The sequence below is a fragment of the Microbacterium sp. Kw_RZR3 genome (assembly GCF_029222405.1).
GTDB lineage: Bacteria > Actinomycetota > Actinomycetes > Actinomycetales > Microbacteriaceae > Microbacterium.
Window position 1 is genome coordinate 1 of sequence record NZ_JARHXC010000182.1, and the last position, 23,698, is coordinate 23,698.

The 23,698-nt window shown below is 69.3% G+C and carries 26 protein-coding genes, 1 tRNA gene and 1 pseudogene; 10 read left to right on the forward strand and 18 right to left on the reverse strand.

The window, feature by feature from the left end:
* Window positions 1-190: 190 nt before the first annotated feature.
* Window positions 191-622 carry a MarR family transcriptional regulator gene (locus P2P98_RS09530; protein WP_275799431.1) on the reverse strand — a complete coding sequence of 144 codons (432 nt, stop codon included), beginning with the start codon at window positions 620-622 and terminating at the stop codon, window positions 191-193.
* Between the two features lie 61 nt (window positions 623-683).
* On the opposite strand from P2P98_RS09530, the gene P2P98_RS09535 reads away from it, so the two are divergent.
* The 5 genes and pseudogenes from P2P98_RS09535 to P2P98_RS09555 all read left to right on the forward strand — a co-directional run bounded on the left by P2P98_RS09535 (window position 684) and on the right by P2P98_RS09555 (window position 3,471).
* Window positions 684-1,475 (forward strand): SDR family oxidoreductase, encoded by a 792-nt coding sequence (locus tag P2P98_RS09535; protein ID WP_275799432.1) that lies wholly within the window; start codon window positions 684-686, stop codon window positions 1,473-1,475.
* 57 nt (window positions 1,476-1,532) lie between these two features.
* The gene (locus P2P98_RS09540; protein WP_275799433.1) at window positions 1,533-2,273 is read left to right on the forward strand and encodes an SDR family NAD(P)-dependent oxidoreductase; all 741 of its coding nucleotides are present in this window, start codon (window positions 1,533-1,535) and stop codon (window positions 2,271-2,273) included.
* Window positions 2,267-2,983: an SDR family NAD(P)-dependent oxidoreductase gene (locus P2P98_RS09545; RefSeq protein WP_275799434.1), complete on the forward strand. Its 717-nt coding sequence runs from the start codon at window positions 2,267-2,269 to the stop codon at window positions 2,981-2,983. Before P2P98_RS09540 ends, P2P98_RS09545 begins: the two co-directional genes overlap by 7 nt.
* 80 nt (window positions 2,984-3,063) lie before the next feature.
* A pseudogene (locus P2P98_RS09550) lies at window positions 3,064-3,117 on the forward strand (hypothetical protein); the annotation flags it as partial.
* A gap of 15 nt (window positions 3,118-3,132) precedes the next feature.
* On the forward strand, window positions 3,133-3,471 hold the full coding sequence (locus tag P2P98_RS09555; RefSeq protein WP_275799435.1) for an ATP-binding protein: 339 nt from the start codon (window positions 3,133-3,135) through the stop codon (window positions 3,469-3,471).
* Window positions 3,472-3,536: 65 nt separating this feature from the next.
* On the opposite strand, the gene P2P98_RS09560 is transcribed toward P2P98_RS09555, so the two are convergent.
* The 7 genes from P2P98_RS09560 to P2P98_RS09590 form a co-directional block, all read right to left on the reverse strand.
* Window positions 3,537-3,947, reverse strand: a complete 411-nt coding sequence (locus P2P98_RS09560) for a hypothetical protein (RefSeq protein ID WP_275799436.1) — start codon at window positions 3,945-3,947, stop codon at window positions 3,537-3,539.
* A 60-nt stretch (window positions 3,948-4,007) separates the two neighbouring features.
* Window positions 4,008-5,174 carry a thiolase family protein gene (locus P2P98_RS09565; RefSeq protein WP_275799437.1) on the reverse strand — a complete coding sequence of 389 codons (1,167 nt, stop codon included), beginning with the start codon at window positions 5,172-5,174 and terminating at the stop codon, window positions 4,008-4,010.
* A gap of 3 nt (window positions 5,175-5,177) precedes the next feature.
* Complete coding sequence (locus P2P98_RS09570) at window positions 5,178-5,825, reverse strand: 3-oxoacid CoA-transferase subunit B (RefSeq protein WP_275799438.1); 648 nt, start codon at window positions 5,823-5,825, stop codon at window positions 5,178-5,180.
* 73 nt (window positions 5,826-5,898) lie between these two features.
* On the reverse strand, window positions 5,899-6,639 hold the full coding sequence (locus P2P98_RS09575) for a 3-oxoacid CoA-transferase subunit A (protein WP_275799439.1): 741 nt from the start codon (window positions 6,637-6,639) through the stop codon (window positions 5,899-5,901).
* 228 nt (window positions 6,640-6,867) lie between these two features.
* A complete protein-coding gene (locus P2P98_RS09580) occupies window positions 6,868-7,650 on the reverse strand; it encodes an IclR family transcriptional regulator C-terminal domain-containing protein (protein WP_275799440.1) in 783 nt (260 codons plus the stop codon).
* Between the two features lie 85 nt (window positions 7,651-7,735).
* Entirely contained in the window at window positions 7,736-8,359 is a 624-nt protein-coding gene (locus tag P2P98_RS09585) for a response regulator transcription factor (RefSeq protein WP_275799441.1), read from the reverse strand.
* Between the two features lie 5 nt (window positions 8,360-8,364).
* Window positions 8,365-9,537 (reverse strand): sensor histidine kinase, encoded by a 1,173-nt coding sequence (locus P2P98_RS09590; RefSeq protein ID WP_275799442.1) that lies wholly within the window; start codon window positions 9,535-9,537, stop codon window positions 8,365-8,367.
* 141 nt (window positions 9,538-9,678) lie between these two features.
* On the opposite strand from P2P98_RS09590, the gene P2P98_RS09595 reads away from it, so the two are divergent.
* Window positions 9,679-10,593, forward strand: coding sequence for a type II CAAX endopeptidase family protein (locus P2P98_RS09595; protein WP_275799443.1), 915 nt, complete (start codon window positions 9,679-9,681; stop codon window positions 10,591-10,593).
* Between the two features lie 90 nt (window positions 10,594-10,683).
* Window positions 10,684-10,869 carry a hypothetical protein gene (locus tag P2P98_RS09600; RefSeq protein ID WP_275799444.1) on the forward strand — a complete coding sequence of 62 codons (186 nt, stop codon included), beginning with the start codon at window positions 10,684-10,686 and terminating at the stop codon, window positions 10,867-10,869.
* A 2-nt stretch (window positions 10,870-10,871) separates the two neighbouring features.
* Here the strand turns inward: P2P98_RS09600 and P2P98_RS09605 are convergent, their stop codons facing one another.
* On the reverse strand, window positions 10,872-11,570 hold the full coding sequence (locus P2P98_RS09605) for a hypothetical protein (RefSeq protein WP_275799445.1): 699 nt from the start codon (window positions 11,568-11,570) through the stop codon (window positions 10,872-10,874).
* A gap of 70 nt (window positions 11,571-11,640) precedes the next feature.
* Window positions 11,641-12,105 carry an Lrp/AsnC family transcriptional regulator gene (locus tag P2P98_RS09610; protein ID WP_275799446.1) on the reverse strand — a complete coding sequence of 155 codons (465 nt, stop codon included), beginning with the start codon at window positions 12,103-12,105 and terminating at the stop codon, window positions 11,641-11,643.
* Between the two features lie 80 nt (window positions 12,106-12,185).
* Between P2P98_RS09610 and P2P98_RS09615 the strand changes: the two genes are divergently transcribed.
* The 3 genes from P2P98_RS09615 (at window position 12,186) to P2P98_RS09625 (ending at window position 15,982) form a co-directional block, all read left to right on the forward strand.
* A complete protein-coding gene (locus tag P2P98_RS09615) occupies window positions 12,186-13,094 on the forward strand; it encodes a DMT family transporter (RefSeq protein ID WP_275799447.1) in 909 nt (302 codons plus the stop codon).
* An 82-nt stretch (window positions 13,095-13,176) separates the two neighbouring features.
* Window positions 13,177-14,754: a molybdopterin-dependent oxidoreductase gene (locus P2P98_RS09620; protein ID WP_275799448.1), complete on the forward strand. Its 1,578-nt coding sequence runs from the start codon at window positions 13,177-13,179 to the stop codon at window positions 14,752-14,754.
* Between the two features lie 100 nt (window positions 14,755-14,854).
* The gene (locus P2P98_RS09625; protein WP_275799449.1) at window positions 14,855-15,982 is read left to right on the forward strand and encodes a PAS domain-containing sensor histidine kinase; all 1,128 of its coding nucleotides are present in this window, start codon (window positions 14,855-14,857) and stop codon (window positions 15,980-15,982) included.
* Here P2P98_RS09625 and P2P98_RS09630 read toward each other — a convergent pair.
* From P2P98_RS09630 to P2P98_RS09665, 8 genes are all read right to left on the reverse strand, one after another.
* Window positions 15,971-16,549, reverse strand: coding sequence for an isochorismatase family protein (locus P2P98_RS09630; protein WP_275799450.1), 579 nt, complete (start codon window positions 16,547-16,549; stop codon window positions 15,971-15,973). The two genes, P2P98_RS09625 and P2P98_RS09630, sit on opposite strands and share 12 nt — an antisense overlap.
* Window positions 16,546-18,849, reverse strand: a complete 2,304-nt coding sequence (locus P2P98_RS09635; protein WP_275799451.1) for an efflux RND transporter permease subunit — start codon at window positions 18,847-18,849, stop codon at window positions 16,546-16,548. The genes P2P98_RS09630 and P2P98_RS09635 overlap by 4 nt, the downstream gene beginning before the upstream one ends.
* Before the next feature lie 40 nt (window positions 18,850-18,889).
* Entirely contained in the window at window positions 18,890-19,285 is a 396-nt protein-coding gene (locus tag P2P98_RS09640; RefSeq protein WP_275799452.1) for a hypothetical protein, read from the reverse strand.
* 67 nt (window positions 19,286-19,352) lie between these two features.
* Window positions 19,353-19,859, reverse strand: coding sequence for a hypothetical protein (locus P2P98_RS09645; protein ID WP_275799453.1), 507 nt, complete (start codon window positions 19,857-19,859; stop codon window positions 19,353-19,355).
* A 191-nt stretch (window positions 19,860-20,050) separates the two neighbouring features.
* Window positions 20,051-20,126 (reverse strand) — tRNA-Thr (locus tag P2P98_RS09650).
* Between the two features lie 64 nt (window positions 20,127-20,190).
* Window positions 20,191-20,862 (reverse strand): deoxyribose-phosphate aldolase, encoded by a 672-nt coding sequence (gene deoC / locus P2P98_RS09655; RefSeq protein ID WP_275799454.1) that lies wholly within the window; start codon window positions 20,860-20,862, stop codon window positions 20,191-20,193.
* Window positions 20,863-20,938: 76 nt separating this feature from the next.
* Window positions 20,939-22,480, reverse strand: a complete 1,542-nt coding sequence (locus P2P98_RS09660) for an alpha/beta hydrolase (protein WP_275799455.1) — start codon at window positions 22,478-22,480, stop codon at window positions 20,939-20,941.
* Window positions 22,477-23,655 (reverse strand): DNA polymerase III subunit delta', encoded by a 1,179-nt coding sequence (locus P2P98_RS09665; RefSeq protein ID WP_275799456.1) that lies wholly within the window; start codon window positions 23,653-23,655, stop codon window positions 22,477-22,479. The genes P2P98_RS09660 and P2P98_RS09665 overlap by 4 nt, the downstream gene beginning before the upstream one ends.
* Window positions 23,656-23,698 lie beyond the last annotated feature (43 nt).

The window sequence follows — 23,698 nt, forward strand, 5'->3', positions numbered from 1 at the left end:
GACAACGGCGGGAGAGATGAAGGCAGCCGATGCCACTTTAAGCACTCGAAAGACGCGGTCGCTCCGCTCGCCACGAGCAAAGGCCGCTCCGAGCGCCATAGTCGCGATGAGACAGAAGTAGACACTCGCCACTGGGTATTGACGACCATTGATCGCGCACTCTCACCCTGGCTCGGCGGTGGAGTCGTCTCTATGGTGCGGTCAGTGCTTCTAGCACCATCAACACCCGGGCGAAGTCTTCCAGTGGGACGTGTGCGGATAGCGAACGTCGGACGGCGCGGGCATGGACGGGCCGCGCCTTGTCGATCTGTTCTCGGCCGGTCGGTGTGATGGTCACGAGCACTCCGCCATCGGCGTCGGCGCGAGTTACGAGGCCGCGTTGTTCCATCCGGGTGAGCTGGTGGGAGAGGCGACTGCGATGCCACCCCATGGACGCGGCGAGTTTGTTCTGCCGTAGTTCGCCGTCTCCGAGGTCGACGAGCCGGCTGAGCACCCCGTAGTCGGGGTCGGAGAGTCCGGTGACGGTCGTGATCTCTTCCGCGACGCGCGTTCGCACTGTGTCGGTCGCTGCCTTCCAGGCATGCCAGAGGCGTAGCTCGTTCTCACTCAGTAGGTCATCCATTTGCTCCCAACCTACCTGACTTATGTTGACGTGACAACATTGCCGGGTGCATGCTCGTCGAATGACATCAACAGTTCTTACCGACAAGATCGTGCTCGTGACGGGCGGCAATCGCGGCCTCGGGAGGGCGATCGTCGAAGCGGCCATCGATGCCGGCGCTGGAGTCGTGCTGACTTACCGATCCCATGCGGAAGAGGCCGAAGAGGTCGTAGCGAGCGCCGCTGCGCGAGGCGGGACGGCGGTGGCGCTACAGCTCGACACGACGGATACCGCGGCGTTCTCGGACTTCGTGCTGGACCTGCGCAAGGCGCTTCGCGCGAGCTGGGATCGCAGCAGCCTGGACGTGCTCGTGAACAACGCTGGCTTTGCGGGCCCGACCGTGCTGGGGTCCACTGAAGAGTCGGTCATCGATCAGCTGTTCGCAGTGCACTTCAAGGGGGTGTACCTGCTCACGCAAGGCATCGTCGCCCCGGTTGCCGGGCCGTCGCTCTTGGCGGATGGGGGGCGGATCGTGAACCTGTCGACCGGGCTGGCGCGGTTCGTCACCGCACCCAATGCCGTCTATGCCTCGATGAAGGGGGCCGTGGAGGTGCTCACAAGGTACTGGGCGCAGGAGCTGGGGTCGCGGGGCATCACCGTGAACACGATCGCACCGGGCCCCGTGCCGACCGATTTCGCCGGTGGATACATCCGTGCCAGTGACGACGTGCAGACCACGATGGCCAGCATGACCGCCCTTGGCCGCGTCGCCTCGCCCGACGACGTCGCGTCCGCGGTCATGGCCGTGGCCGGCCCCGCTGGAGAGTGGGTCACTGGCCAACGGATCGAGGCAAGCGGCGGCTTCCGTTTGTAAATCGATCTGCTTCGGGTCGCTGTTGACGCGACAACATAAGCGAACAATAATGTTGTCATGACAACAGATGAGAATCAGGCAAGCAAGGTCGCGCTCGTCACCGGCGGCAACAAGGGCATCGGCATCGCGATCGTCCGCGGGCTCGCAGCTGAGGGCTTTACCGTCCTGCTCGGTGCGCGCAGCATTGAGGTCGGGCAGGCGGCCGCAGACACCCTCACCGGGGACGTCCGCCCGGTCGTGCTCGACGTCACCGATCAGGGGCAGGTCGACGCCCTGGTCGCAAAGATCGCCGCCGAGTTCGGGCACTTGGATGTGCTGGTCAACAACGCGGGCGTGAACACGCTGACCTTCCACCCGATGGACCACTTGCCCAAGCCCACCGAGGAGACCGTCGACGACATCAAGAACGTCTACGAGGTCAACGTCTTCGGCGTCGTTCGCATGATCAACGCATTCCTGCCGCTACTGACGAAGGCAGATGCGCCCCGGATCGTGAACGTCACCAGCATGCGCGGTTCGATCGGCGAGGAGGGTGCTTGGACCGGTCAGCCATCGATGGTCTACTCCAGCTCGAAGACGGCCCTGAACGCCCTCACCGTGCACTACGCTCGCGAGTTCGCCGACTCGGCGTTGAAGATCAACGGCGCAGCCCCCGGGCACGTCGCTACCGAGTTCAACAACTTCCGCGGAACCCGCACCCCAGACGAGGGTGCTGCCGTCGCGGTCCGCCTCGCCACCCTCCCCGCCGACGGCCCGACCGGTGCGGTGTTCGAAGATGACGTGCAGCTCGCATGGTGACGACGAACCCACGCATCGTCCTGGTCACCGGCGCGACCCGAGGCATCGGCCACGCGGCCGTCGAAGCTCTCGCCGCCGAGGGGCACACCGTGCTCCTCGGCGCCCGGGACCTCGATCGCGGCCGCACCGCAGCCGCGAACATCCCCGGTGACGTCCATGCGGTACGAATCGACGTCACCGACCACGACTCCATCCAAGCCGCCGCCCACACGACCAAAGATCACCTCGGCCGCCTCGACGGGCTGGTGAACAACGCCGGCATCAACGTCGGCTACCTCGACAAGCCCTCGCAATCGCACCTCGAGGACTACCGAGCCGTGTATGGCACCGACGTGTTCGGCGTCGTCGACGTCGCCCTGACGTTCCTGCCCCTGTTGCAGACGTCTCCCTACCCGCGAATTGTGAACGTTTCGAGCTTCCGCGGCTCTCTCGGCTCGAAAGCCGAGTGGATCGGCCCCTGGTCGACCGCTTACGGCAGCGCCAAGACCGCCCTCAATGCGATCACCGTCCATTTTGCCCGGGAGCTTGGCCCGCAGGGCTTCGCGGTTACGGCTGTGTCGCCAGGTCACGTCGCGACAGACCTGACGGCAGGCAATGCGGCCCTCACACCCCAGGAGGGTGCCGCGACGATCGTCACTCTCGCTGCCGCCCCTACCGCAGCCGCGAACGGTCAATTCCTCGATGAGAACGCCGCCACGGTGCCCTGGTAATCGTCGGAGCCCAACACGGCCACGTCGACCCCTACGTCCACCCCGAATCCCAACACAGCGGGAACACAGAACTGCTCATCATCGACGAAGCCGACCGGCTCAAGACCGCCGGCCTCGAACAGGTCCGTGACTTCTACGACCGTCACCGCATGGGCGTCATCCTCATCGGCATGCCGGGCATCGAGAAACGCCTCGCCCGCTACCCCCAGCTCTACAGCCGCATCGGCTTCGCCCACGAATACCGCCCACTCCGCAGCGACGAACTCACCGCCGTCGTCACGCAACGCCTCCCCGCACCAGACCCAGCCGACGCCGGACTCGCACACGCCGCTGCCCTAGCCGCTATCGTGCGCGCCACGAACGGGAACTTCCGTCTCGCCGATCGCCTCGTAACCCAAGTCAGACCGATTCTCGACATCAACGGGCATACACACCTCACCCCCGAGGCTGTCGACGCCGCCCAAGAAGCCCTCCTCATCGGACGCTGAACGACGCGACAAGCACGACATCTATCGCCGCGATTCACAACCGTCCGCGGCATTCGAATCATCCATCACCGGAACAACCCCGTCAGCCACCGCGGAAGCAGCGGCTTCGGATGCAGGTAGTCCTCGAGGGCCGCGTCATAGATCTCTTGCGGCATCACGACGGACGGGTCGAGCGTCAGGGGTGGCAAGAGCTCGCGGATCGCGCTCGGGAGCCCGCGCATCGAGACGCGGCGTGGCGTGCGCTGGAGACGGGCTCCTTCCGCGGTGGGACGGAGGCGCCATTCCTCGTCGATGACCACGAGACCCGCGCGCTGGAGCGCACCGGCCGCGGACTCGATCATCTCCCGCGACGGGACGTCGACGTTGATCATGTCCCAGGTCCCGATGACCGAGCGGACCGACCTCGACGACCGCTCACTGCCACCGATCGCCGCCATCAGGATGGCCGCGTCATCTTGAAACGAGGGAAAGGCCATGCCCGGAGTCTACGAAGGCCGCGCCCGCTCGACGTCGGAGAATCACGAGGAGCTTTCCGCTCAGCGCTCCAGAACCACCGCAAGGCCCTGACCCACGCCGATGCAGATCGCCGTCACAGCCAGTCCCCCGCCGCGACGCTTCAGCTCGTGTGCCGCGCGGGCGATGATGCGACCGCCGGAGGCACCGAGCGGGTGACCGATGGCGATGGCGCCGCCGTTCTCGTTGAGGTTCGCCGGGTCGAGCTCGGTCCACAGCTGCGCGCACGCGAGGGTCTGCGAGGCGAAGGCCTCGTTCAGCTCGACGAAGGTCACGTCGCTCCACGAGCGACCGGCGCGCGCGAGGGCGCGGTTCGCGGCCTCGACGGGGGCGACGCCGAAGACATCGGGGTCGTTACCGAACGCGGCGCGACCGGCGATGCGCGCGAGGGGCTCGGCATCCAGAGCTCCCTCGGAGCCGAGGAGCACCGCCGAGGCGCCGTCGTTGATGGGCGACGAGTTGCCGGCCGTGACCGTCCCGTCCTTCTGGAACGCCGGGCGGAGACCCGCGAGCACCTCGGCGGTGGAGTCGTCGCGGATGCCCTCGTCGCGCGCGAGCGCGTGGCCCTCGACCTGCACGATCTCGTCGTCGAAGGTCCCGGCGGCCCACGCGGCGGCGGCCAGGCGGTGGCTGCGGGCGGCGAAGGCATCCTGTTCCTCACGGGAGATGCCGTAAATCTGCGCGAGCTTCTCGGCGCTCTCGCCGTTCGAGATGGTCCAGTCCTTGCGCAGGCGCGGGTTCGTCATGCGCCAGCCGATCGAGGTGTTCCACATCGTCTGGTTCGCCGCGGGGAAGGGGCGCGGGCTCTTCTCGACGACGAACGGGGCGCGGGTCATCGACTCCACGCCACCCGCGAGGATCACGTCGGCATCCCCGGCCTCGATTGCACGTGAGCCTTGGATCACGGCATCCAGAGACGATCCGCACAGGCGGTTGATCGTCGTTCCGGGAACCGACGACGGGAAGCCCGCGAGCAAGGCGCCGAAGCGCGCGACATTGCGGTTGTCTTCGCCGGCCTGGTTGGCGTCGCCGAAGATCACGTCCTCGATGCGGGCCGGGTCGATACCCGTGCGCTCGACGACGGATGCCATCACGGTCGCGGCGAGGTCGTCGGGGCGGACGTCGGCGAACGCTTTGCCGTGCCGCGCGAAAGGCGTGCGGACGGCGTCGTACACGAAGGATGCGGTCATGGCTCAGGCTTCCTGTTCGATGAGGTCGAGACCCAGCAGGGCCGAGATCTCGGCGTGCGTGTTGTCGCCGAACAGCTCGCGCACGCGGAAGCCGTCGCGGGTGACGTCGAAGACGCCGTGGTCGGTGTAGACGCGCGAGACGCAGCCGACGCCCGTGAGCGGATACGTGCACGCCTCCACGAGCTTGGGCTCGCCGCCCTTGGTGAGCAGGTCGGTCATGACGTAGACGTCCTTCGCGCCGATCGCGAGGTCCATCGCCCCGCCGACCGCGGGAATCGCGCCGGGCTCACCCGTCGACCAGTTGGCGAGGTCTCCCCCCGCCGACACCTGGAACGCGCCCAGCACGCACACGTCGAGGTGACCGCCGCGCATCATTGCGAACGAGTCCGCGTGGTGGAAGAACGCCGCCCCCGCGAGGGCGGTGACGGGCTGCTTCCCCGCGTTGATCAGGTCGGGGTCGATGCGCCCGCGCTCGGGAGCGGGTCCCATGCCGAGCATGCCGTTCTCGGTGTGCAGCACGATCTCGAGACCGTCGGGCAGGTAGTCGGCGACGAGGGTCGGGGCGCCGATGCCGAGGTTCACGACGGCACCTTCGGGGATGTCGGATGCCACGCGGGCGGCGAGCTGCGCGCGGGAGATGCGGGTGGTCACTGTGCTGCTCTCTTCCCCGCGCGCTGCGCGCGAGCTCGACGACGTGCCGGTGCGGAGTGGATGACGGATGCCATCAGGCACCTTCTTCGGAGAGGACGCGGCCCTCGATGTCGACGCCGCCGACGAACTCCCCGTCGCGCAGCCACGCGCGCTCCCCGACCGCGACGACGCGGTCGACGTAGAGGCCCGGAGTCACGACGGCCTCGGGGTCGAGCGAACCGAGCGGCACGATCTCGTCGACCTGCACGACGGTGGTCGCAGCGGCTGCAGCCATGATCGGTCCGAAGTTGCGCGCGGTCTCGCGGTAGATGAGATTGCCCCAGCGGTCGGCGGCGCGGGCGCTGATGAGGGCGACATCGGCACGGATCGGGTACTCGAGCACGTAGTCGCGCCCGTCGATGCGCCGGGTCTCTTTGCCCTCGGCGAGCTGCGTGCCGAACCCGGTCGGAGTGAAGAACCCGCCGATACCGGCGCCCGCGGCACGGATGCGCTCGGCGAGGTTCCCCTGGGGAACGAGCTCGAGCTCGACCTCGCCTGCGCGGTAGAGCCGGTCGAACACCCACGAGTCGCTCTGCCGGGGGAACGAGCAGATCATCTTGCGCACCTGGCCGGCGGCCAACAAGGCGGCGAGCCCCGTGTCGCCGTTGCCGGCGTTGTTGTTGACGACGGTGAGGTCACGGGCGCCGTGCGCGATGAGTGCGTCGATCAGTTCGACCGGCTGTCCGGCACGTCCGAAGCCGCCGATCATCACGGTGGCTCCGTCCGAAATGCCGGCGACGGCCGCCGCGACGTCGGGGACGGTCTTGTCGATCACGCGGGCTCCCATTTGTTCGCTCTGCGTACATGCGTACGTCTTGCGAACACTCTACGCCCACGGCGCGACGGCGACAAGAGTGGGCGCGCAGAACGGCGGCGCGACGGCATCCGGGTCGTTCAAACGGGGGCTCGAGTGTCCAGAACACCCGGACCGCCGGGAGGCGGTCTCAGGAAAAACGTCCGGGTGTTCTGGACACTCACGACGCGATCGCGACGCGCGAGCCCGTCAGATCAGACGAAGATCCGCGTCGATATCGGCGGCCGCCGCGAGGAGGGCCGGGAGGCACTGCTCGCGCCACGCGTCGCCGTCGCCCCGTGCTGTGGCGGAGATGTTGAGCGCCGCGACGACGGTCCCCTCGCGGTCGCGGATGGGCGCGGCGAGCGAGCGAAGCCCCTCCTCGAGCTCGCCGTCGACGAGCGCCCACCCCTGCGCGCGCACGGATGCGAGCTCCTCGAGGATCGCCTCGACATCGGTGCGGGTGCGGGACGTGAGCGGTTCGGGATGGGATGCCGCGACGATCTCGCGAGCGCGACCCTCGGGCTGCGCGGCCAACAGAACGCGCCCCATGCTCGTCGCGTAGGCGGGGAATCGCGTGCCGATCGTGATCCCGACGCTCATGATCCGCCGCGTGGGGACGCGCGCGACATACACGATGTCGGCGCCGTCGAGGACGGCGGACGACACGCTCTCGTCGACCTCGCGCGACAGGCGCTCGAGGTAGGGCTGGGCGAGAGCCGGAAGAGACAGCGCCGAGAGGTAGCTGAAGCCGAGCTCCAGCACCCGCGGCGTGAGCGAGAAGAATCGGCCGTCGGCGCGCACGTATCCGAGCGTCTCGAGGGTGCGCAAGAAGCGCCGCGCGGCGGCGCGGGTGAGATCCGCGCGACGGGCCACGTCACTGAGCGTCAGCGCCGGGTGCTCGGCATCGAAGGTGCGGATGACCTCGAGGCCGCGCGCGAGAGACTGCACGAAGTCGCCCGACCCCGCCTGACCCTCTTCCGCGTCACTCACCCGGCTCACCTTAGCGGGGCTGCCGTCGGCCACTGAGACGGAACGGGTCCGTCCGCAGGGCGGATACTGCGCTCCGAGGCCACCCTCAGGCCCCGGCCACCGGTTCCCGCGCCAGCCGCAGAGCGAGGGCTGTGCGATCGGGCTCGCCGAACTTGCGCAACAGAGCGGAGACGGTGTTCTTCACCGTCCCGTGTGCGAGATGAAGGCGTGCGGCGATCTCGGCGTTGGGGAGCCCCCGGGCGACGAGGTCCGCTACCGCTCGCTCCGCCTCGGTGAGGACGGGTTGCTCCATCTGCACCGGCGTCGACGACAGCACAGCACGGGCGACGCGCGGATCCAGCACGAGCCCACCCGCCAGGACATGGCGTATGGCGCCGATCAACGCGTCCGCTGAGATATCTTTCAGCAGGAATCCAGCGGCCCCCGCGTCCAGCAGCTGACGCACGAGACGCGCGTCGTCGAACGTCGTGAGGACCAGGACCGGAAGGTCGGGATGAGACACCGCGCACCGCTGGACGAGTCCGAGACCGTCGAGCACCGGCATGCGGGCATCGGCCAGCACGAGGTCGGGCGCAAGCCCCGGTATGAGAGCGAGTGCCCGCTGCCCGTTCTCGGCCTCACCGACCACCTCGATCGCAGAGTCCGTCTCGAGGATCATGCGAAGGCCTCGCCGGAGAAGCTCCTGGTCATCGACGATGAAGACGCGCACGGAACTCACGCGAGCCCGCGAATCAGCGCGGGACGGAGTTCGAGCGCCACCCGGAAGCCGGTGGGAGTCCGCTCCGCGGTGAATGCCCCACCGATCCGCTCGGCGCGCGCGCGGAGCGATCGCAGACCGAAGCCCTCGATCAACGGGCCGGTCGACGCTCCGGCCCCATCGTCCTCGATCACCGCGGAGAGGTCGGCGGCGCCCACGACCATTCGCAGATCGACGGATGCCGCATCGGAGTGACGCACGACGTTCGTCAACCCTTCCTGAACGAAACTCAGCAGCAGGAGCGCGTGTTCATGACTCAGCGCGGAGTCGTCGCCCTCGATGGACACCCGGATGTCGATCCCCGTGCCCCGGAACGCCTCGGCGACAGCGCGGAACGCCTCGGCGTTGCGGAGGGTGGTGAGCTCGACGGGGTGCATGGCACGGACGAGCCGACGCATCGCATCGAGCGACTCCCCCACCAGCTGTCGCGCACGACGCGTCTCTTCGCGCGCCGCGGGCGAGTCGCCCACGCGATCCGCATAGTCGAGCGACATCCCAATGGCGGTCAGCCGGTGCCCCAGGCCGTCGTGGAGTTCCCGCGCCGTGCGCTCGCGTTCGCGAGCGAGTGCGAGGTCACGGTCGGTGTCGAGACGGCTGCGGAGTTCGGCGTTGACGGCATCCAGTTGTACGAGCGCCGCACGCAGTTCCTCCCCAACCCGGAAGCTGTCGCGCAGTATCGCCGCCACGGCCGCCGCCACGCCGGCGAAGACCGCGGCGACGGCGGCTTCACCGATCATGAGCTCGGGTGCGCTCCCGGCGGACAGATGGAGGGCGACGACGAGTCCCACGAGAGCGGCAGCGTAGCCCCAGACCACGGCGGCCGCCGTGAATGTCACACCGAGGACGAGACATGCCGCCCAGACGATGCCGTAGTACAACGATCCGTTTCCGAACGCCATCGTCACCGTCGCGATGGTCGCGAAGGCGATCGCGGCAGCGCGAGACCGCTGCCCCGAGCGACGCCACAGCACCCACACGGCCATGGAGCCGATCAGCAGCGAGGACACCGCGGCCGAAGCCCACCCCGGCCTCCGGTCCAGCGATGCGACAACCATGAGAGCCGGTCCCGCCCACCCGATGACGGCGGCAAGATCGAGCAACAGCGCGCGACGGTTCGGGGTCCCGGACATACGCTTCAGCTAAGCACGCGCTCTCGTCCCTCACACGTGACTGCGGTCACGACTTCGGCCCGCTCGCGCGTGACCGGGGTCGTCCGCGATCGTGACTCCCGGGACGGGATCGCCGCCCCGGCGCTCCGTAGCGTCCTCGGCATGAACGTCACACAAGTCCCGCCCGCCCCCGGCACGAGGTCGGTCGCTCCGCGACTGGCGCTGGGACCGCTCGGCATCACCGTCCGAGTCGTCGTGGCCATCGGCATCCTGATCATCGCCAACCTCGTTCCCGCGCTCGCGACCGGCCTCCTGGTCCTGGTGCCCGGGGCGTCCGAGGTCTTCGGCGGATCGTCGCCGTGGGGCTTCGGGCTCGCGGTCGTCCTCCAGTCACTCGTCCTCGGCACCGTCGTGCTCGGCGTGTGGGGGTGGATCAACGGAGTCGAGCGCGCGCCGCTCCGCGCGGCCGGATGGAGCGCGAACAGGCTCTCGGCCGTGTGGCTCCTGCTCGGCATCGGGCTCTCCGCCGGAACGGTCGTCGCGGTGACAGCACTGATCCCCGCCGACGGTCCCGTCCGGAGCGATTCGACACTCTTCTCCGGGCAGACGGATCCGGTCATGATCTCGTTGCTGATCGCGTACTCACTCGGCCTCGCCTTCCTGCAGCAGGGGATCCCGGAGGAGCTGCTCTTCCGCGGGATGCTGCTCTGGCGACTGCGGGAGCGCCCGATTCTCGCCGTGGCTGTCACCACTCTCGCGTTCACGCTGATCCATCTCGTGTCCAACGGCGGGCAGCAGTCACCGTGGGAGCACGTGCTGTATCTCGCACTGCCCTTCGGATTCGGCCTGCTCGCGGTCGGCCTGCTCTTGTGGACGGGCTCGCTCTGGGCTGCGGTGGGGGTGCACGGCGGATTCCATGTCGGCACCGTGATCGCCGGCACGCTCCTCCCGCCGGTGACTCCTGCCACATCCTGGCTCGCCATCGGGTCAGTGCAATCCGTCATCGGCATCACCCTGATCGTCACCGCACTGCGCAACGGCAGACGCATTCCCGATGGGACGACGGCTCGCCCGTGACACGCACATCCCCTCCCGCGGCGCAAGCCGCCTGGCATCCGGACGCTCCTCGTGTCTGCTGGGTTCTCCACCGAGAGAACGAGGGATGCCATGGGAGTTGCACGCTGGGTCGGGACCGGAGCCGTGGGGCTGGCGGGAGCCGTGCTCGCACGAACGGCGATCGGTCGCGCGGTCGCCGCGGGAACGGTGGCCTACCGCGTGTGGACCGACCCGAAGGTGCAGAAGGTGCGCCGCCGGGTCGTGGCGAAGATGCGGAAGCAGCGCGCGAAGCGCTGAGCTCAGCGCCCCGGGATCACGCCCAGCACGACGGAAGCGATGCCGGCGACTCCCAGGACGGCCGAGTACAGCCATCGGTGGTCCATATCGATGGCGCGGGTGTAGTAGCCGTTGACGCGGGCCGCGGTCGTCGGGAAGTGCAGCCACGCTGTGGCGAGGAGCACGAACGGCGCGGCGAGCGCCACCAGGAAGACGGCGTACGCGGTCCATCGAAGCGCGGGATGATCGCTCACCCCGTCGGCGATCCGACCGGTCATGTACATGATCGGCAGCGTCGTGAAGCCGATGATCGAGCAGCTCACCCCGAGCACGTAGTAGCTCCACGAGTGCGCACGGCTCTTCACCGGCTTGGCCCGCGGCGCGCGGATCGGAACCCGGAGACGCCAGACGACCATCGCGACCGCGCCCGCGAGGAACAGCGCGCCCGCGGCGAGATCCACGCGGCGGTCCAGCACCGCCTCGGTGGCCTGGCGCTCGGCCGCCGACACGAACTCGGTCGGGTCGAAGCTCTGCAGCGCGAGGTAGAGGATCGTGGCTCCGGTCGCGAGACCCGCGACCATGAACGCCATGCGCGGGACGACGCGGACGTTCTGCGCCAGCATGTCGGCCGTGGCGCCGTAGAGCGCGGGGTTCAGGCCGAGCGTCAACCCGAGTCCGACGAGTGTCGTCAGCGCCGCCGTCCACCGGGTGAGGTCATCCACGTGCGGACTCCTCTCGGGCAGGGGCGGATCCCGGATGCCATGGGTCGTGCCATCGTATCGGCGGGCGTCGTCATCCGAGAGGCAACGGCGACAGCGGCTTGGTCACCCCGAAAGCGAACGTCGTGTCGATGGACGCGAGCGACGGAATGGCCCGCAGGTGCTCCCGGAGCAGGCGCTCGTACTCTTCGAAGCTCGGGGTCACGATGCGCACGAGGTAGTCCCAGTCGCCCGCGAGGAGGTGCGCCTCCACGATGTTCGGGAGAGCTCGCAGACGCTCCTCGACGGCGTCGACCGTCGCCCCCTCGTGAGAGGCGAGACGCAGGCGGACGAACGCCGTGATCGTGAGGTCGACGGCCTTCGGAGAGACGACCGCACGGTATCCCTCGAGGATGCCGGCCTGCTCGAGCTGACGAACGCGGCGCAGGCACGGTGACGGTGACAGACCGATCCGGTCGGCGAGGTCCTGGTTGGACAGGCGGCCGTCTCGCTGAAGCTCGTCGAGGATGCGGCGATCGATGTCATCCAAAGCGTGCACGTAGCAGATTCTGCCAATATGGCGAGGCTCAGAGCAATATTCGCAATCGCCTGCGCGGGACGAGTTCTTACTCTGGCGAGGTGACCACTTTCGCGCTCTCCCCGCGTCTCGCCCTGTCGCGCGGCACGCTCATCGGTGTCGCCGCTCTTTCCGGCGTCGTCGCGCTGTGGTCGGCGTTCGCGCTGTCGACACGCGCGATCGAGGGAGCAGGCCTCACGACCGGGGATGCCGCGATCCTCCGCTTCACCGTGCCCGCGCTCCTTCTCGCCCCGTGGATCCCTCGAACACTGCGCGCCCTCCGCGGCGCCGGCGCAGGCGCGCTCGGTCTCGTGCTCCTCGCCGGCCTCCCGCACTTCCTCCTCTTCGCGTGGGGCGCAGAGCTCACCTCGGCCGGGCTGACCGGTCTCCTCGTCCCCGGCACGGTTCCGCTCTTCGTCACGCTCCTGCTCTTCCTCCGTCACCGCACACCCGTCTCGCGGCGACGTCTCGGCGCTCTCGCCGCCATCGTCCTCGGTGTCGCGGCGAGCGCGATGCTCCGCGGCGGCGCGGCCGATCTCGGTGGGGTCGTCGTGCTCCTGGCCGCGGGCCTCGTGTGGGCGCTCTACACGGTGGGACTGGCATCCCTTCGACTGGATCTGGTGAGCGTCATCGTCGTCATCAGCGTCACCTCCGCGATCGTCGCGCTCACCCTGGCGGTGACCGGTGTGCTCCCCTCGCACCTGTTCGCCGGGACGCTCCCGGCCCCGCAGATCGCGACGTACGCGCTGGTCCAGGGCGTCGGCACGGGCCTGCTCTCGACCGCGTGCTACGTGCTCGCCGTGAAGCACCTCGGGAGCAGCCTGGCCTCGAGCGCGGGGGCTCTCAGTCCCGTCCTCACCGCGGTCGTGGCCGTCCCGCTGCTGAACGAACCGCTCACCGCGGGCCTCGCGATCGCTCTCGCGCTGATCGTGTCGGGCGTCGCGGTGTTCAACCTGGCGCCGCGGCGCTGAGCCCGCGGCATCCGTTCTCCGCATGGTTCCGAATACGGTGTGACGGGCATACCGCGTGCGTCCGTCGGGAACGAGGGATGCCATGGCCACCGAAACCACGACGGACGCAGGTGCTGCTCGCCGACCGCGCTCATGGATCTGGGCGCCGCTCACCGGGATCGTGTCGGCTCTCGTTCTGCTCGGCAGCGCGGAGCTGTTGGCGGCGATCTTCGCCCGATCGGCCAGCCCGGTCCTCGCCGTGGGCTCGTTCATCGTCGACATCGTGCCGCGCCCGCTGAAGGAGCTGGCGATCACGTTGTTCGGCGAATCGGACAAGATCGCACTCCTGGTCGGAGTGGGTCTGGGGGCCGCCGTCGCCGCCGCGGTCGCGGGCGTGCTCGAGTACCGGTTCCGCTTCGTCGGGGCAGTCCTCCTCGCGATCGGCGGGGCGCTGGCCACCGCCGCCATCGTGACCCGCGCCGGCGCCGGCGCTCTGGCATGGCTGCCGCCCGTCGTCGGCACCGCCGCCGGTGTCGCGATCCTGCTCGTCCTGACCGCGCGGCTGCGCCGCTGGGTGGCCCATGCCTCGGCCGCGGACGCTCCCGCTGCCGGGGTCGATCGTCGCGGATTCTTCATCGTCTCGGGGATCGCCGCCGCGACCGCGATCGTCGTGGGCGTCGGCGCTCGCGTCGTGAATGTCGCGACGGCGTCGGTCGCAGCCGCTCGCGACGCCCTCCGTCTCCCCGCGGCGCGCAGCACCGTGACCGTCCCCGCGGGTGCCGACCTCGGCGTGCCGGGTGTGACGCCGATCATCACGCCCAACGCGGACTTCTACCGCGTGGACACCGCGCTCACCGTCCCGAACGTCGACCCGACGACCTGGAGGCTGTCGATCGAGGGAATGGTCGACACGCCGATCGAGCTCAGCTTCGACGACCTCGTCGGCATGGGGCTCGACGAGTACGGCGTGACCCTCACCTGCGTGTCGAACGAGGTCGGCGGAAACCTCGTCGGAAACGCGATCTGGACCGGAGTTCCCATCCGCGACGTGCTGCGCAAAGCGGGCCCCCAGAGCGGTGCCGACATGGTGCTCTCCGAGAGCGTCGACGGATACACGGCATCCACTCCCCTCGCCTCTCTCGTCGACGACGACCTGGACGCCATCTTCGCGGTGGCCATGAACGGCGAACCGCTGCCGTTCGAGCACGGCTTCCCGGTACGCATGGTCGTTCCGGGACTGTACGGGTACGTGTCGGCGACGAAGTGGGTCACCAAGCTGACCGTGACGCGTTTCGATCAGGCGGAGGCGTACTGGACACCCCGCGGCTACGCGGCCGAAGCGCCGATCAAGATGTCGTCGCGCGTGGACACCCCGAAGATCGGCAATCCGGTTCCGGCGGGCACCGTGGTCATCGCCGGTATGGCGTGGGCGCAGCCCGTCGGCGTGCAGGCCGTCGAAGTGAGTATCGACGATGGCGACTGGCAGCAGGCGACCCTGTCGACCCCGATCAACGATCAGTCGTGGGTGCAGTGGAAGCTCGACTGGAACGCCGACGCGGGCACGCACTACATCGTCGTGCGCGCGCGGGATAAGCAGGGCAATCTGCAGATCCAGGAGCAGGCGGCCATCGCCCCGAACGGGTCGAGCGGTTGGCAGCGCACCCTCGTGACCGTCAGCTGAGGCGCGCGATGGTTTCCTCACGCTGTTCGCCCTGTCAAGTCCTGGTGCGATCCTCGCACGGACAGGAAAATCAAGAAATGCCCTCAGCAAGCATTCCCGAGTGTTCCACCCTGTCCCGGTGAACGCATCCGCGCAGTCTTCTCCTCCCGGCGGTTCCGGACTCGACGGAACCGCCCGCGGTGAACGACCGCTGGCGACCTTCCGCCGTGTCCTGCCGACCGACTGGGACGATCAGGTCGATCAGTTCGCCATCGTCAAGCTCGACGGCGGGGGTTTCGTCCGCGGATGGAACCTCGGGGCGGAGCTCATAAAGGGCTACACCGAAGACGAGATCGTCGGCTCGCACTTCTCACGCTTCTATCGCGAGGAGGATCGGCGACGCGGCGTTCCGGATAGCCTCCTGGCGTCCGCCCAGCGCGACGGTCACGTCGAAGACACGGGATGGCGGGTCCGCAAGGACGGGACCGAGTTCTGGGCGCGCGTCACCATCTCCGCCATCCGCAGCGACCAGGGGCAGGTCCTCGGGTTCGTCAAGATCGTGCGCGACCTGACGAGCGAGAAGCAGGCCGCCGACGAACAAGCTGCCCTTCAGCGCACCTTCGCCCACGACCTGCTCTCCCCGGTGACCGCTCTGCGCGGCTACCTCGACCTTCTCGCCGACGAGCTCCCCGCGGACCACCGGCTGTTGCGCCTGGCGTCCGAGGCGAGCGAACACCTGGTGGCGATGGCTCAGGCCCTCGCGACCAACGCCACGACGCGGCCCGAGCGCGAGCGACGGCGGGCGACGCTCGATCTCGTCGCACGCGGGGCCGTGGCTCTCGTCCTCCCGGGCGACAGTACGGGGCGCGTCGTCTTTGGACGAATGGATGCCATCCCCGTCACGGGCGACGTCCTGGGTCTGCGCCGCGCGGTGGCCAACGTCCTCGAGAACGCGGCCAAGTACTCTGACGACGAGATCACCGTCGAGACGTATGAGACCGACGAGGGAGCAGTGATCTCCGTGAGCGATCGCGGTCGCGGCATCCATCCCGACGATCTGCATTCGATCGTCGAAGAGGGAGAACGCGGCCGGTTGGCCGACCCCCACGACGGCGGAAGCGGCATCGGTCTCGCGAGCGTTCAGCGCGTCGTGACCGAGCATCACGGTGTGTTGCGCATCACCAGCGAGCCGGGAGTGGGGACCCGGGTCACCATCTCGGTGCCGCGGGCCGACGATCTAGAGCTCTGAGGGCACCAGCGTCGCCCCGGCGCGCTCGATCTCGGCCAGCGCGGCCTCACTGGATGTGGGGTGCACGCCGGCGACGAGGTCGGTGAAGACCCGCACCGTGCGTCCCGCCGCGATGGCGTCGAGGGCTGAGGCGCGCACGCAATAGTCGGTCGCGATGCCGGCGATGTCGATGTCACGGATGCCGTGGGCGTCGAGGATGTCGGCCGCGGTCTGCCCGTCATCCGAGACACCCTCGAACAACGAATACGCCGGATGCCCCTGCCCCTTCTTGAGGTGATGAGTCACCCGCCCCGCGTCGAAGATCGCGTCGTACTCGGCCCCCTCGGTCCCCGCGACGCAGTGCACCGGCCACGAGTCGACGAAATCGGGGGTGGCCGAGAAGTGACCGCCGTTGTCGTCGTCGCCGTGATGCCAGTCGCGCGAGGCGACGATCACGGCGTACTCGTCGGCATGCGTGGCGAGGTAACGCGAGATGCGCTCGGCGACGGCGTCGCCACCGGCGACTCCGAGAGCCTCGTGCTCGGTGAAATCGTTCTGGACATCGACGATGAACAGTGCCCTGGTCATGCGTCGAGCCTACGCGCGCTCCCGCGGGTGGCGGGCTGCCCGTCGCGCGGGTCCCGGCCCGCGCTCGCGCCGCTAGCCGACTGCGCGTGGTCGCGACGCCACAGCTTCGACGGCCACCAGATCGCCGAGCCGAGGTCGTACGCGAGCGCCGGGACGAGGAGCGAGCGGACGACGAAGGTGTCGAGCAGAACGCCGAAGGCCACGATGAACGCGAGCTGGGCGAGGAAGAGGATGGGGATCACACCCAGCGCCGCGAAGGTCGCCGCGAGCACGAGACCCGCCGACGTGATCACCCCGCCCGTCGCGACGAGCCCGCGCAGGATGCCGGAGCGCGTGCCATGAGCGAGGGATTCCTCGCGCACACGCGACATCAGGAAGATGTTGTAGTCGACCCCGAGGGCGACGAGGAACACGAAGCCGTACAGCGGAACCGAAGGGTCCGCGCCGGGGAAGTCCAGGGGCCCGTTGAAGACGAGGGCGCTCACGCCCAGCGCCGCCCCGAACGACAGGATGACCGTGCCGATGAGGAGCACCGGCGCGACGATCGACCGCAGCAGCGCCATCAGGATCAGTAGGATCACCGCGAGGACGATCGGGATGATGAGAGTGCGGTCGCGGATCGACGTGTCGATGGAGTCGATGTCGGTCGCGGTCACCCCTCCCACCAGGGCCGTTCCCTCCCCCAGCGCATCGGCGAGATCGACGCGGAGCTGACGGACCGTGTCGTCGGCCGCGGCCGAATCCGCCGTGTCGGTGAGCGTCGCGGCCAGGAGCACGTCGCCGTCGGACACGGTGGGCGCGGGTGCCGGTGTCCCCGGAGGGCCGAACGCGGTCGTCACGAGGCTGCCGTCCACCGCCTGGACGGGTGCCTGTCCGCCGATCGCATCGGTGGAGAGGACGGCGACCGAGTCGATGCCGCTCGCCCGGTCGAGCACCTCGACCGCTGTCGCGGCCCGGTCCTCGGACACCAGGACGTACGCGGGGCTGCCCGAGCCGCCCGGGAAGTGCTCGGCGAGTGCCGCCTGACCGTCGCGGGCCTCGGAGGCGCCCAGCACGAGATCGCTCGAGGGAACGCCGTCCGCGCGGAGCTGCGTCAGGCCCGCGCACGCCGCGAGGAGGACGACCGTGCAGACGATCCACACCGGTCGCGCCCGTCGGGCGACGAAGCGCGCCTGGCGGGGCCACAGCCCCTTCACCGGAGCCGTGAGGTCGTCGGGGAGATCGGTCGCACCGGCCTTGGGGAGGAAAGGCCAGAAGGCCGCGCGCCCGAACAGGGCGAGAAGAGCCGGCAGGAACGTCAACGCCGATAGCACGGCGAAGGCGATGCCGATCGAGGCGATCGGACCGAGGGCGCGGTTGGTGGCGAGGTCGGACAGTAGCAGGCAGAGGAGCCCCGCGATCACGGTGCCACCCGAGGCCAGGATCGGCTCGACCGCTCCCTTCCACGCCCGGATCGTGGCATCCCACCGCTTGTCTCCCGCGCCGATCGCCTCGCGGAACCGCGCCACGTACAGCAGCGCGTAGTCGGTCGCAGCCCCGATGACGAGGATGAACAGGATGCCTTGCACCTGACCGTTGAGCACGACGATGCCGGCGAACGCGAGCCACCACACCGTCAGCAGAGCCACGCACAGGGCGAACACCGAGGTGAGCAGCACGAGGATCGGCAGGAGGGGCGACCGGTAGACGACCACGAGGATGACGAACACGGCGCCGAGGGCGACGATGAGCAGCAGACCGTCGATGCCGAGGAAACCCTTGACCAGGTCGGCCGTGAACCCCGCCGGACCGGTCACCCACGCCTGCACCCCGGCCGGGACGTCTGACGCGACGAGTGTCCGCACGGCCTCCACGACCTCGCGCACTTCTCCGGAGCTGTCGAGGGGCAGGAAGATCTGCGCGGCCTGCCCGTCCTCGGAGACGACGGGTGGGGATGCCTCCCCCTCGACTCCCTCGAGTTCGGCGGCCGCGGTGGCGAGAGTCTTCAACGCCGTCAGCTGCGCGTCCGAGAGCGCCGTGCCGTCCGTCGTCTCGGCGACGATGAGTGCCGGGATCGTGTCGCCGCCGGTGAAGTCGGTGAGACGCTCGCTGACGCGCGTGGCATCCGCCGACTGCGGAAGGAACGACGACTGGTCGTTCGTCGCGACCTCGTCGACCTTGCCGAAGAACGGGCCGCCGATCGATCCGCCGACCACCCAGATCAGCACGAGCAGGCTCGGGATGCCGATGCGCAGCCAGCGTGAGACGCGCGGCGCGACGCGGTCGCGGCGAAGAGAAGGGGTCGAGGTGGAGCGAGCCATATCGCTAGCTTATCTAGCTACATGACTTTCGCGCCAGTTCTCACCCCCGCGCGAAGAGCACCACGATCGACAGCACGAAAGCGACGAGTCCGAGCCCGAGGATCCCGGCCGCGAGCAACGAGACGAACCGCACCACGGGAGAGGCACGCGTGAGACGCATGCGGTGCGCGCTTCCCCGGCGATAGAAGATGTCGGCCATGTCGGCGGACCCGATCTTCGCGTCGTCGTGGGAGGAGAGCGGGGCTTCGTTGACTCCACCCTGATCGTCGAACCACCGGACCACGCGGCCCCCGTCGACCTCCTCCACCACGGCACGGGCCGGGAGCCAGGTCCCGTCGGCGAGCAGCAGCACGACGGCGAGGAGGGCGAGCAGCGTCCCGCCGCCCAGCCCCACCCACGTGAAGATCTCGATGACGGCGTCGAGGGCGTTCGACACGGGGGTCTCCTGCGGGTCGCGGACGGGACGGCCTCCGTCGGGCCAGGGCAGAACGGGTGACGTCAGCCTAGCGGGCCGCCTCGATCGGGCTCGCGAGGCGACGCGTCCACACGAGCGCGAGAACGAGCGGGACCGCCGCGACCACGCCGAACGACATGTCGATCAGCTGCCACCCGAGCGGCAGTCCACGGAGCGCGCCCGCGATGGCCGCGAGCGGCACGATGCCGGCGCACGCGATGAGGCCCCAGACGATGACCCAGACATTGCGCACGGGATCGACGAGCGGCCCGAGGAAGGCCACCGCGATGAGGAGATGGGCGAACGCGAGCCAGTCCGTGCCGTAGGAGATGAACGGATACGCCGCGGCCGTGGCATCCAGGCCCTCGGCGACGCGGTTCACCCACCACACGGCGCCCGGCAGGATCGAGCCCACGTTCAGCTGCGCCAGCACGTCCCGCGCCAGAGCAAGCTCCTCGCGCAGGGGGAAAGCGGTCACTCCACTCACGACGAGACCGACGACGACCACCGTCAGACAGAAGCGGACGCGGCGCAGTAGAGCGGGTGCGAGGGTCATGCGGCCTCCCGGGCTGTGCTCCCGAGAGTACGACCGCGGCCGTCGTGGCACCGCGAGATGCCTCGATGGCGAGCGACCGCGTCGAGGGAACCGGGCAGCGGTCGCACGCCGAGTTCCCTGGCCGCGAGCACCCACCGCGTCGAAGCGGCCGTGAACGGCAGAAGGCCCGGGGTGTCCCGGGCCTTCTGTGGTGGAGCCGCCTGAGGGAATCGAACCCTCGACCTATTCATTACGAGTGAATCGCTCTGCCGTCTGAGCTAAGGCGGCGTGTGCGCGCTGTCGCGTGCACGATCATCGATCTTACATGCTCCAGCGCGTGTCGACGCACGCGTCAGTAGTCGCCGGTCGCCGAGAGGTCGGCGAGGATCTCGCGGCTCGACGAGAGACCCAGCCGCGTGGCGCCCGCGGCGATCATCTCTTCGGCCGCCGCGCGGGTGCGGATGCCCCCGGATGCCTTGACCTCGGCGCGATCGCCGACCGTGCGCTTCATGAGCTCGACCGCGTGCACGCTCGCTCCGCCGGCGGGGTGGAAGCCCGTCGAAGTCTTCACGAAGTCGGCGCCCGCGGCGACCGCCGCCTCGCAGACGGCGACGATGGCGTCGTCGGAGAGCGCAGCCGACTCGATGATGACCTTGAGGACCGTGGGTGCGGGAGCCGCCGCTCGCACGGCGCGGATCTCGGTCTCGACGATGTCGTAGCGTCCCTCGATCGCCGCGCCCACGTCGATGACCATGTCGATCTCGTCGGCACCCTGGGCCACGGAGAGCGCGGCCTCGGCGGCCTTGACCTCGGCGTGGTGCTTGCCGCTCGGGAAACCGCACACGACCGCGACCTTGAGCCCGGCGGGCACATCGACGGGCAGGAACGACGGCGACAGGCAGACGCTGTACGTGCCGAGCTCGGCGCCCTCGGCGATGATGCGCTCGACGTCGGCGCGCGTGGCCTCGGGCTTGAGCAGCGTGTGGTCGATGTAGCGGGCCAGGTCGGTGACGGGCGCGGTCATGGGGACTCCTTCGGGTGGGACGTGAACCAGCCTAGGTGTTCCGACCTGGGCGGCGGCGAGACGGAGCGGACCGCCCTCACTCGCAGCGCAGGCCGTTCTCGGGCACGGTCCCGTCGACGAGATAGGCATCGACGGCGTCGGTCACGCACGCTTTGCCCTTGTTGTAACCGAGGTGGCCTTCGCCGACGTTCGTGATGAGGACGCCCTGCGAGAGCTGCTCGGCGAGGCGCTGCGCCCCCACGTAGGGGGTGGCGGGGTCGCCCGTGGTTCCGATGACGACGATGGGCGGCGAGCCCTCCGCCGTGATCGCTCCGCGCGTCCCGGTCGGCGGGGCCGGCCATGAGGCGCAGACGTCGACGCCCTCCCAGTACGGGGCCGTCGTCGGGGCGGCCTCGGCCAGACGTTGACGGAACGCCGCGTCATCGGCATCCGACCCCTCGTCGGGGTAGTCCATGCAGTTGTACGCGATGAAGGCTTCCATGGTGTTGCTGGCGTAACTGCCGCCCTGGCGGTCGTTGTAGAAGTCGGCGAGCTGGAACGCGACGTCGGCGCGACCGTTGGCGACATCCGTCAAGGCTGCACGCAGGTACGGCCAACTGTCTTGGCTGTAGAGCGCGGCGACGATCGCCGTCATGAGCGTGTCTCCCCCGAGCTGACGCCCATCGCTCGCCGTGATCGGGCGCGCGTCGACCCGGGCGAGCGTCGCCGCCAGGTCGGACATCGCATCGTCGACGAAGCCCCCGTAGGGGCACTCCGACAGGGTGAGACAGTCGGCCATGAAGGCGCGCAGGGACTGCTCGAAGCCCTCGGCCTGACCGATCGAGGCTTCGGACTGCGACTGGGTCGGGTCGATCCCCCCGTCGAGCACCATGCGGCCGACCCGTTCGGGGAAGAGTCCCGCGTAGGTGGTGCCGAGGAACGATCCGTACGAGAAGCCCAGGTAGTTGAGCTTCGGGTCGCCCAGGACCGCGCGCAGCAGGTCCATGTCGCGTGCGGAGTTCTCGGTGCTGATGTAGGGCAGGATGCCGTCGCTGTTCGCGTCGCACGCCTGGGCGAAGGCGGCGGCGCGCTCCTTCAGGGCCTGCTCGCGTTCGTCGCTGCCGCGCGCGCCGGGCGGGATGTCGTAGAAGTAGCTGTCGAGACCCTTCGCGTCGTAGCAGCTGACCGCCGTCGAGGCACCCACGCCGCGGGGATCGAAGCCGATCACGTCGTACGCATCGGCCAGCTTCTGGTCGACGAGGATCGACAACGACGACTTCACGAGGTCGACGCCACTGGCGCCGGGACCGCCGGGATTGGTCAGGAGCGAGCCGAGGGGCGTGCCGGAGGTCGCGCGGTGTCGGACGACGGCGAGCTGCAGATCGCCCTTCGAGGGGTCGCTGTAGTCGCGGGGGGCCGTGACCGTGGTGCAGTCGAGGCCGGTGCCGCACTCCTCCCAGGTCAACGCCTGCGAGTAGTAGGGCAGCAACTCGGGGGCCACGCCGTCGGTCTGCGGCGCGAGAGAGGGCCCCGGGGCCGGTGCGGCAGGCGGGATCTGGGCGTAGAGACAACCCGAGAGGGCGAGGATCGCGGTCGCGAGACCCGCGACGAGGGCGACGACGCGACGACGCGCGTTCACGGTGCCGACCCGTCGGCCACGGTGATCAGCAGACTCTCGAGCGCGAGCAGGGGGGCCGCGTTCTGCTCGAGATTGCGCCGGGTCTCGGAGATCCGATCGAGCACGCCGAGCGTGCGCGCCGGAGACCACTCCCCCGCGAGCACGCGGAGGCCGTCGGCGCGCTCGCCGTTGACCAGATCGGTGTCGCGGCCGAACTGCAGCATGACGACGTCGCGGAAGAGCGACTGCAGGTCGGTCAGCACGCGATCGATTCCGTCCCGGAGGCTCCGTGTCGCCCGCCGCTTCTGGTCGTCCTCGAGGGCGTTGACCTGGCCGCGCACCGACGGGGGTACCGCGGCGCCCTCGGCGACACCGAGCATGCGCAGCAGGTTGCGTCGCTCTTCTTCGTCTCGGGTCGCGGTCAGCGCCTTGGCGTCGTCGGTCGCGAGCCGCACGATCCGCCCGGCGACCTCGACGGCGTCGCCGATGCCGCGGACGCCGAGGACCGCGGCGAGCGTCTCAGCCCGACGGGCGCGCGCGTCGTCGTCAGTCGCGAGCCGCTGAGCCATTCCGATGTGGCGCTGCGCGTGACGGGCCGACTCTTCGGCGACATCGGGGGCGGCCCCCGTGCGCTCGACGATGAGTGCCGCGACATCGGAAACCGAGGGCTCTCGCAGGCGCAGGACGCGAACTCGCGAGCGGATCGTGGGGAGCAGGTCGGCGTCGCTGGGCGCGCAGAGCACCCATACCGTCTGCTCGGGCGGCTCTTCGAGCGCCTTGAGGAGGACGTTGGAGGTGCGCTCGGCCATGCGGTCGGCGTCTTCGACCACGATGACGCGGTATCGCCCGAGCGAGGGGGCGAACGAGGCGCGTTCGACGAGCCGGCGCGCTTCGTCGATGCGGATGACGACCTGCTCGGTCCGGAGCGCCGTGAGGTCGGGATGGGTACGGGCGATCACCTGACGCTGTGCGGGTATGTCACCCGGGTCGGCGATGAGCGCAGCCGCGAAGGCGTAGGCGAGGGTGGAACGGCCCGAACCGGGAGGCCCGGTGATGAGCCAGGCGTGCGCGAGAGCCGAGGGGTCGGAGGCCGCCGCCTGCAGCGTCTGTACGGCCTCGGGCTGTCCCCACACGGCGTCCCAGGGGAACGGCGCGGGAACGGCCACGTCGGGTGAGGGGTCGAGCACGGCGGGCATGCGTTCCACCCTAGACGCGGGTTCCGACAGCGCCGCTGGCGAT